This window comes from Paraburkholderia sp. JHI869, assembly GCF_038900775.1.
Lineage (GTDB): Bacteria > Pseudomonadota > Gammaproteobacteria > Burkholderiales > Burkholderiaceae > Paraburkholderia.
On record NZ_JAYMSC010000082.1, the window covers coordinates 1 to 1,737 of the forward strand.

General features: G+C 56.9%; 1 protein-coding gene and 1 pseudogene. Both read left to right on the forward strand.

Annotated elements, in window-relative coordinates; translation table 11 throughout:
* Positions 1 to 116: 116 nt before the first annotated feature.
* A pseudogene (locus VSR72_RS43910) lies at positions 117 to 356 on the forward strand (IS110 family transposase); the annotation flags it as partial.
* A 48-nt stretch (positions 357 to 404) separates the two neighbouring features.
* Complete coding sequence (locus tag VSR72_RS43915) at positions 405 to 1,496, forward strand: IS630 family transposase (RefSeq protein WP_342958410.1); 1,092 nt, start codon at positions 405 to 407, stop codon at positions 1,494 to 1,496.
* Positions 1,497 to 1,737 lie beyond the last annotated feature (241 nt).

Here is a 1,737-nt window from a genome sequence, read left to right on the forward strand (position 1 = left end):
CGCGAATATCAGCTTGATCCACCGTCGAGATTTACTGCTACGCCGCCCTCAGGAAATTTACTCTAACCATGGACTAGATCTTGAAAACCGATTCCGATTGACACCGGGAGTCATATCAGCGCGGCGACACCTATCTGCGCACGCTCCTTATTCATGGTGCACGCAGTGTTATAAACAGTGCCAGACAGCCTGATCCATGGATCGAGCAGATGAAGAAGCGCCGGCCACGGAACGTCGTGATCGTTGCACTGGCGAACAAGATGGCCCGTACCATATGGGCCATCCTCGCACATGGTTGTTCCTATCAGAGGGAGTATGTAAGCGCCAGGCTAGTGTCCTGTTCCGTTGTTAACTGAACTATGTTTGCGTAGGATGTTGGTATCAACGGAACGGGAGATACCGGCATGCCAATGGGACGACCGAAGGTGGAGTTGATGTTGAGCGAAGCCGAACAATCGCAACTTGCTTCGATGGCGCGTTCGCGTTCGATTCCGGCTGCGCTGGTTACACGGGCACGCATCGTCCTGGCTGCGGCCGCTGGCGAACCAAATAGCGAGATTGCCAGGCGCCTGCAACTCACACGTGCCACTGTGGGTAAATGGCGCGCCCGGTTTCTTGAACAGCGCATCAATGGTCTGTACGACGAAGTCCGGCCCGGCAAGCCTCGCACGATCGATGACGAGCGGGTGGCCGAGTTGATCCACAAGACGTTGCATACCAAGCCTGCCGACGGCTCCACGCATTGGAGCGTACGCACAATTGCTGCCGAGACGGCAATCTCTGCGACCAGCGTCCATCGATACTTCAAACTGCTGGGCCTCCAGCCGCACCGCAGCGAAAGCTTCAAACTGTCGACCGACCCGTTCTTCATCGAGAAACTGCGCGACGTGGTCGGCCTGTACCTGAGCCCTCCGGAGAACGCGCTGGTGCTGTGCGTAGACGAGAAAAGCCAATGCCAGGCGCTTGAGCGTACTCAGCCCGTGCTGCCGATGGGCTTTGGTTACGTCGAGGGTGTCACGCATGACTATGTCCGTCACGGCACCACCACGCTGTTTGCGGCCCTGAACGTGCTCAACGGCGCGGTGCTGGCCACCCGCAAGCCGCGTCACCGGCACCAGGAGTTTCTGTCGTTCCTGCGTGAGATCGACAAGGCGGTCCCGCAAGCTCTCGACGTGCACTGCATCGTTGACAACTACAGTGCCCACAAGCATCCCAAAGTCAAGGCATGGCTGGCCGCGCGGCCTCGGTGGCACATGCATTTCATCCCCACTTATAGTTCGTGGCTTAACCAGGTGGAACGCTTCTTTGCGTTGATCACCGGCAAGGCCATACGTCGCGGCTCGTTCGGCTCGGTCAAGCAACTGATCAAGCGTATCGATCAATTCGTGTCCCACTACAACGAGAATTGCAAAGCGTTTACATGGACCGCTTCCGCTGACTCCATCCTCGCAAAGCTACAAAGACTTTGTACGCGAATCAGCGGAACGGAACACTAGTTTGAGCGAATTTCGCACGCACATGAAATTAGCTTTGTAGTCGGAGGATAGGACGTCAAAAGGTTGCGCTGGCACTTGAGAGTGATGGCAAAACAGGTCGGACCGGGACTCGCCAGTGCGACCTGCAAAGTCGCATGTATCTCTGTTTCACGGGGTGGCATGACTTGATGAAACCGGCTGTTCCATCAGCCGTTCCCTACCCGGACATGCGGAGCTGGCAACGGCTCGGTGTGAAGCTTCG